Raw genomic sequence first — 6787 nt, forward strand, 5'->3', positions numbered from 1 at the left:
GCCGACCATGAGCTTCGGGGACGACGTACAGCCCGTTGCCATTGACGCCGTTGGGAGCGCCCGGTGACGCGCGCAAAGACGAAATGCAGATGCTCGAGACTGCCTCAATCAGGACGCCGGTCTTACTGCAAAACTCTCGAGCCATCGCTGTTCCGAAATGATCGCGATGCCGTGGCCCGCTTGCTGCAGTGCCAGGGCCTCCTTGATGGTGTGGCCATGGGACGTCTCCATCCAGTTCGGCGACACCTTGGCGCCGACTACCAGGTAGTGAACGTTCTTGCTGACGGCCCCAGTCGGCCATCCTCCAGCTTGTTCAAGCAGTCGCTCACACGCCGCCTTAGTCCCAAGAAGGAAATCACCTGCGAGACAGACGAGGGAGTCGCGAAGTGCAATCTCGACCACGTTGTTCAGAGCAAGCGCGAAAGCAGTGGAGGTGTCCGGACCGTCAAACGCTAAATCGTCGCATGCCACCTGCTTGAGGGTGTTCATCAGGTAAGAGCGCTCTTCCTCGCTCACGTGGCCGTCCGCCAACACGGTGTCGATCGCCCGGCCGATAGCAATGCCGGGCCACACACTCGCAACATCAGCGTGTTCGGCGAGCCACACCTTGAGAAATTCGATCTCGAGATCATGAACGTCATCGTCTGCAACGATGCCGCTCACGATGCCAAGCAGTTGCTCGATTGATTCTCGCATGGTTGGGTGTCCTGTCAGAGTTGGCTCAGCTGGAAAGACGCCGGCATGAACCGGCGGGCGGCGAAATTGCTAGGGCTGATTCAGTTGCGCGTACGGGACGAAGGCAGCGCCTCCCCAGTTGGCTTGCAGCAAGAGGCCCTTGTCTGTGAACTGGTAGGTGGAGATGAAAGGATTGAAAGAGGCCGACATGTCGGCGGACGTTCCCGAGCCCTCTGTACGCAGTTTCACCGTGGCGTCAGCGGACGCCGTGACGTCCGCCCCAAGCCTGCGAAACTGGTCGAAGACTTCCTTGTTCTTGAAGATCATCACTTGCCGGAAGTCCTTGTAGCCGACGCCCGGGCCAGTGCCGGCGCGCGTTGCAAGCATGAACGTGTTCGCCTGCGTTGCGTTGTCCACCAATACCCCCGTACCACGCGCCCCGACGAAAAACACGACGTTGATCTGCGCGGAATCGAATACCGCGTAGCCGACGGCCTTCCTCAGCTCTTCGCGAGTCTCCGGCTTTTGTGCATAGAGCTCGTCGAGCGTCTTGTCGCGCATGCTGATGATTCCGGCCTTGACCTTTGGAACTTCGGCAGCTGACAACGTAGGCTGCGTTGAAATATCGCTCTGCTTGGAACCTGAGGCGCAGGCCGAAAGAAGAATGGGCAACAGGATTGCGAAGCGAGAAAGGCGTTTCATGTCGAATTCCTTTGGAGCATACGAGGAGGTGACGTGCAGAGGCATGGCGAAACAATCCTGACCACCCGCGCGTGGTCGCATTGTGCGTCAACGGCGCCTGCCCCGACCGACATCAGGAACTGCCTTCGTTCGCTCGCCTTGGGATGGTTTCGCAGTGGCTGTTCCGGTTCATTGCTGCCCGTCATGAAGCACCTTACCTCCAAGTCTGCGATCGTGAACGACAACCTCCGCAGGCGACACTGCACCAAGGTGCAAGGAGTGCTGCCCGCTGTGAGTTGGACTTTCAGAGGGCTGTTCAGGCCTACATCTGGGCCACCCGGCCGACCGCGAAGCCTGGCTTGGACTCGGGCACGGGATTTCCCACTCCGAGTTGCGGCCCGCGCGCCGCGCGCACCGGCATTTTTTCGTTCTGCGCGGCGACAGAAATGCAGTCGCCGGACACCGCATCGTCATCGCGAGAATGAATTCCGGCCCGCGGAGGCACCGTTGAAGTTCCAGTTGCTTGGCAGAAACAAATTAGACTCCAGCCTTTCCGCTCTCAATCACCACATGACCAAAACCTACTCACAGCTGGCACGCGAGATTGCTGCTCTCCAGGCCTCCGCGCAAAAGCAACTGGCCGTTGAAGCCAAAGCTGCAATCGCGAAGATCAACGACCTGATCTCGAAGTTCAGCCTTACGGCGGGCGATCTGAAATTCGCTTCGACCTCCGCATCTCTTGCACCGCGCTCGGCTTCGAAGAAGACCAACGCGACGAAACGCAAGGGTGGCACTGTGTCCAAAGGTGCGAGGTTCAGCGATGGAAAGGGCAATCAGTGGGGTGGACGTGGGCCGCGGCCGGCCTGGCTGCGAAACGCCATCGCTGCCGGTCGGACGCTCGCGAGTTTCACGATCGGTACGGCACCGGCGCTGGCAGCTGAACCGATTGCAACCGTCGCCGTCGCGCCTGCGAGGTCGATTGCGTTCAAGCGCGTCAAGTCGGCTGCATCGTTGAAAGGCAAGCCGATGAAAGCATCGATTGCCGCGACGCCATCCCTCAGCGCCGCAGTTGCGGCGCCTGCGGGTGCCGCAATGACCATGACGAAAACCGCCAGGAAGAAGGTGGCTGCAAAGGCTTCTGTCGCTTCTGCGGCCGATACGCCGTCTGTGCAGGTGATCCAGGCTCGGGAGAAGGGGGCACCGGCCACCAAGGCTAGCGCACAAAAGGCGGCGGGTGCTTCGAAGCCAGCGAAGAAATCCACGGCCGCGAAGAGGCTGGCAGTTGGATCGAAGACGTCCCTGCCCGCGAAGAAGGTCGCAGCGAAGAAAGCGGGGCCTTCCGGCAAGAAGGCGAAGGCAAGATCGCCATCTGCTGTGCGCAAGGCGGCTGTTGCGAACCATCCGGCGCCTGCGGCGCTCGAAGCAGCAGCTGCCGTTGCCTTGTAGTCTCTGCCCGAGGCTTGGCCGTTGAGTGCTATTGTGATAAGAATCTTATCGACTGATTCAAATGGGTCGCGTCAAGGCTTTTCGTGCACCAAGCGGCGATAGTCCATTTGACGAGGTGGATTCGCTGTCAGTGCTAAGGGAATTGGTTACACGCCATGCCTCTTTGCGGTGCCGGGCCGGCACTATTTCACTGCCGAGTTTCAGAGCAGCCGTTGCAAAGCCCATCACATGACGGATTCATGCGGGGGCCTGCTGGATGGGGAAGGTGGTGGCCGACGCTCAGCGAAGGGGCGGCCTTACGAGGGACCTTGGCCGGGATCGCGCAGAACGATCTGAGCGACATGCTGGGCGTGAGCCGGCAGAGCCTGAGCGTCGAACTGAAGAAGCTTGAACGCCAGGCGCTGATCCGCATTGCGCATGCGAAGGTCGTGGTGACCGACCCGGGCGGGCTGGCGCGTCACGGATGGCGCATTCCAGGAAGTTGAGCGCGTCCGCCGAATCCGCAGTGGGGTCGCGCAGAACGACGAACGCCATCCCCACTTGGCCCTTGAGCGCATCGGCCACACCGACCACCGCCACTTCGGCCACAGCCGGGTAGCTGGAAATGCTCTCCTCGATCTCGCGCGTGCCGAGCCGGCGGCCGGCGACGTTGGTCACGTCGTCGGTGCGACCCAGGATGAAGCTGCTGGGCCTCGGCTGGATGCACGAGCGGTGCTGCTGGAAGAGCGGCTGGGCCAAGACGCAAGGAGCCTACCGATTCCTGTCCAACGCCAAGACCGATTGGCGCGCGCTGCTGCAGCCACACTGGGACTGCAGCATCGAGCGCATACGGTGGTGCTCAACATCCAGGACGCCACGAAGTTGGACTTCAATGGCCACCAAACTGCAAGACTGGGCCCGCTGAGCTATGAGGCGCAGCGCGAGCCACTGGGCGTGCTCGATGCCTGGATGTGGGCACGTGAGGCCAAGGCAACCGATGGCGAACGAGGGGGTATCAAGGAGAGCGAGCGTTGGATCGAAGGCTACGAACGCCACGGCTTTCCTCGCAGACCGTCACATTGCGCCACCGGCCGCAGTCAGCGAAGCCGGCTGAGAGCGTGTGAAATGCCCTTCCATAGCCGGGTTGCCGCCGCGTGCTGTTCCCCACGGGACAAGATACCGATGCCAAGAAAGCTGTGGTGAATTGAATTGGCCGCGCGCGTCTCCGGTCGGCGGGCGCCGCCTTGGCTACCTCAAGCAACGACGGTCTGAGTGTCAAGCGGCTCGACTGCGGCGGTGGCACCCGTCGCGGGAAAGCGCAATTCGAAGCGGATCGAACCAGGCGTGGGGCATGAAGCGCGCACTTCGCCGCCATGCAGTGCCATGATCGCCTTGACGATCGAGAGCCCGAGGCCGTTGGATTCGGTGTAGCGGCTGCGTGCCGCGTCGCCTCGGTAGAAGCGATCGAACAGGCGCCCGAGCTGTTCGGGCGGAACCGGCGCCCCTTCGTTTTCGACCGCTATCGTCGCCATGTCGCCGTCCTGCGCGCCGATCAGCCGCACCATCGTCCCTCGTGCGCCGTGGCGCACCGCATTCACGACGAGGTTGTTGATCGCGCGCCGGCAAAGCGCTGCATTGACTAAGGCTACGCCACTGGCGCGCACGTCGAACTGGAGCCCGCCCTCATCGGCCAGGCCTTCGAAGTATTCGGCGATCTTCTGAAGTTCGCCGTGCAGCGCAAGCGGCGCCCGCTCGATCGCCAGCGAAGCGTGGTCGGCCTGCGCGAGGAACAGGATGTTCTCCGCAATCTGGCGCAACCGGTTCAGCTCTTCGAGGTTCGACTCAAGAAGTTGCTGGTATTCATTGGCGCTTCGGGCCCGCTGCAGGGCGACCTGCGTCTGCCCGATCAGCGCGCCGATGGGGGTGCGGATCTCGTGCGCGAGGTCGGCCGAGAACTGCGAAAGACGCTCGTAGCCCGTGGCAATGCGGTCAAGCATCGCGTTGAACGCGACGACCATATGCTGCACTTCGCGCGGCGCGTCATGCTCGGGCAGCCGCGGGGCGAGATTGATCGGGTTGATCAAGGCCGCCTTCGCCGCCACGCGACGCAACGGCCGCAGTCCGTGCCGCAGCACCAGGTACGCCAGCAAGGTCGAGGCGAGCATCGAGACCAGCGCGCCCAGCACCACGCGATCGCGATTGGCGCGAATCATCTTCACCTCGTTGGTCAGCGGGTGGCCGGCGACCACCTCCACCATGTCGCCATCGCGGCCCGAGCGCGCGAGCGCCGAGACCCAATGTATTGGCACGCCGTCGGCCAACGGGATGGTCAGCACGTCTCTGATCGCCAGATCGTGATCGACCGCTACCGCGGTGAGCGTGCCGGGCACCGGAAGGTGGCCGGGGTTGACGTCGATGAAAGGAGCCTCGCCGGGGCGGCGAAGCAGCAGCACGTCGCGCTCGGCGCCGAGCATTGTCTCGAACAGCAGCGGCCGGTCGTGCAGGTCCGCGATCGTCTGCACGTTGCCTACCAGMCGACGGAAGTGCTCGACGCGGCCGATCAATTGCGTATCGAGGTGTTCGGTGATCGACGCCCGCGCGGTGTAGAAGAAGTATGCGCCGAGCACGCCGGTGACCGCGCACGCGATCAAGGCCAGCAGCAAGGTGGCGCGCACTGCCAGCGATCGCGGCAGCCACTTCATGGCGCATCCCCGAACGAATAGCCGATGCTGCGCACCGTGTGGATCAACTTTCTCTCGAACGGCTGATCGATCTTCGTGCGAAGGCGCTTGATGGCGACGTCGACGACGTTGGTGTCGCTGTCAAAATTCATATCCCACACTTCGGAGGCGATCAGCGTGCGCGACAGCGCCTCGCCCTGCCGCTTGATCAGAAGCTGTAACAACAGGAATTCCTTGTTTGTCAGCACGATCTCGATGCCTTCGCGGGTGACCTTGCGACGCAGCACGTCGAGTTTGAGATCGGCGAATTCATAGAACTCGGCTTCGCGCACGATGCCCCGGCGCAGCAGCGTGCGAATCCGCAGCACGAGTTCGGTGAAGGAAAAAGGCTTGACGAGGTAGTCGTCGGCGCCAAGTTCGAGGCCGCGGATGCGGTCGTCCAACCGGTCGCGCGCGGTGAGGAAGAGCACCGGCAAATCCCGCTTGTCACGCAAGGCCTGCATGATCTGCCAGCCGTCGATGCCGGGCAGCATCACGTCGAGCACGATGAGTTCGTAGGCGTGCTCCAGCGCCATGTGCAGCCCGTCCGTGCCGGTGCGTGCCAGGTCGACGGCGTAGCCGCTTTCCTTCAGGCCCTTCTTCAAGTAGTCGCCCGTCTTCGGGTCGTCTTCGATAACGAGGATGCTCATGGGAGTGTGTTCACCATTTTCTCGCGTGGCGCGGCGCCGGTTCATTACATTTTTGTCATCCGGATGTCATGCCTGCGAGCCTTGGCGATCTCTAGAGTGGCCATGTCTTCATTCTCTACGGCTCATCCATGAACACCAGTTTCCGAAAACTCCTCAGAACCCTCGCAATCGCGCCATTGATGTCCGCCGGCCTGCTCGGCGCCAGCTGCTCCGCACTCGCCCAGACACCGCCGCCGATCGGCGTGCGCGGCGCGATTGCCGCGGTCAGCGACGACGCGATCAAGGTCCATACCAACCGCGGCGATGACCTGAGCATCAAGATCAGCAAGGACACCCAGGTTCGCGCGGTCACGCTCGGCAAGGTGACCGACATCAAGCCCGGCAGCTACATCGGAACGGCGGCGACTCCTCTGCCGGACGGCTCGCTGAAAGCGCTTGAAGTGCATGTTTTCCCGCCCGCGATGGCGGGCACCGGGGATGGCCACCGCGCCTGGGATCTTGGACCCCAAAGCACGATGACCAATGGCACGGTCGGTGACCTCGTCGCGACCGACGGCCACACTCTGACGCTCAAGTACAAGGGTGGCGAGAAGAAGATCATCGTGCCGGATGACGTGCCGATCGTCAACCTAGAGC

Annotated in this window: 7 protein-coding genes and 2 pseudogenes; 4 read left to right on the forward strand and 5 right to left on the reverse strand. The window is 62.4% G+C overall.

What is annotated here, in order from left to right:
- Positions 1 to 108 precede the first annotated feature (108 nt).
- Both AC1DY5_RS36430 and AC1DY5_RS36435 read right to left on the reverse strand, forming a co-directional pair.
- Complete coding sequence (locus tag AC1DY5_RS36430; protein ID WP_478119350.1) at positions 109 to 696, reverse strand: BRCT domain-containing protein; 588 nt, start codon at positions 694 to 696, stop codon at positions 109 to 111.
- 69 nt (positions 697 to 765) lie between these two features.
- A complete protein-coding gene (locus tag AC1DY5_RS36435) occupies positions 766 to 1377 on the reverse strand; it encodes a lipid-binding SYLF domain-containing protein (RefSeq protein ID WP_478119351.1) in 612 nt (203 codons plus the stop codon).
- Between the two features lie 486 nt (positions 1378 to 1863).
- On the opposite strand from AC1DY5_RS36435, the gene AC1DY5_RS36440 reads away from it, so the two are divergent.
- Together AC1DY5_RS36440 and AC1DY5_RS36445 are read left to right on the forward strand one after the other, a co-directional pair.
- Positions 1864 to 2802, forward strand: a complete 939-nt coding sequence (locus AC1DY5_RS36440) for an H-NS histone family protein (RefSeq protein WP_478119352.1) — start codon at positions 1864 to 1866, stop codon at positions 2800 to 2802.
- 308 nt (positions 2803 to 3110) lie between these two features.
- On the forward strand, positions 3111 to 3287 hold the full coding sequence (locus AC1DY5_RS36445) for a helix-turn-helix domain-containing protein (RefSeq protein WP_478119353.1): 177 nt from the start codon (positions 3111 to 3113) through the stop codon (positions 3285 to 3287).
- Positions 3288 to 3303: 16 nt separating this feature from the next.
- Here AC1DY5_RS36445 and AC1DY5_RS36450 read toward each other — a convergent pair.
- A pseudogene (locus AC1DY5_RS36450) lies at positions 3304 to 3483 on the reverse strand (AMP-binding enzyme); the annotation flags it as partial.
- Between the two features lie 46 nt (positions 3484 to 3529).
- Between AC1DY5_RS36450 and AC1DY5_RS36455 the strand changes: the two are divergent.
- A pseudogene (locus tag AC1DY5_RS36455) lies at positions 3530 to 3834 on the forward strand (IS4 family transposase); the annotation flags it as partial.
- A gap of 200 nt (positions 3835 to 4034) precedes the next feature.
- On the opposite strand, the gene AC1DY5_RS36460 reads toward AC1DY5_RS36455, so the two are convergent.
- Positions 4035 to 5483 (reverse strand): heavy metal sensor histidine kinase, encoded by a 1449-nt coding sequence (locus AC1DY5_RS36460; protein WP_478119354.1) that lies wholly within the window; start codon positions 5481 to 5483, stop codon positions 4035 to 4037.
- Positions 5480 to 6151 carry a heavy metal response regulator transcription factor gene (locus tag AC1DY5_RS36465; protein ID WP_478119356.1) on the reverse strand — a complete coding sequence of 224 codons (672 nt, stop codon included), beginning with the start codon at positions 6149 to 6151 and terminating at the stop codon, positions 5480 to 5482. The genes AC1DY5_RS36460 and AC1DY5_RS36465 overlap by 4 nt, the downstream gene beginning before the upstream one ends.
- A gap of 128 nt (positions 6152 to 6279) precedes the next feature.
- Here AC1DY5_RS36465 and AC1DY5_RS36470 point away from each other — a divergent pair.
- Positions 6280 to 6787 (forward strand): hypothetical protein (locus tag AC1DY5_RS36470; protein ID WP_478119355.1); only part of this gene is annotated, 508 nt, incomplete at its 3' end.

This window comes from Variovorax sp. P4_D9 (assembly GCF_056401695.1).

What these genes read in the sequence shown, in the direction of transcription:
- AC1DY5_RS36430 (WP_478119350.1), bottom strand. Translation starts at nt 696, where the DNA reads ATGCGAGAATCAATCGAGCAACTGCTTGGCATCGTGAGCGGCATCGTT.
- AC1DY5_RS36435 (WP_478119351.1), bottom strand. Translation starts at nt 1,377, where the DNA reads ATGAAACGCCTTTCTCGCTTCGCAATCCTGTTGCCCATTCTTCTTTCG.
- AC1DY5_RS36465 (WP_478119356.1), bottom strand. Translation starts at nt 6,151, where the DNA reads ATGAGCATCCTCGTTATCGAAGACGACCCGAAGACGGGCGACTACTTG.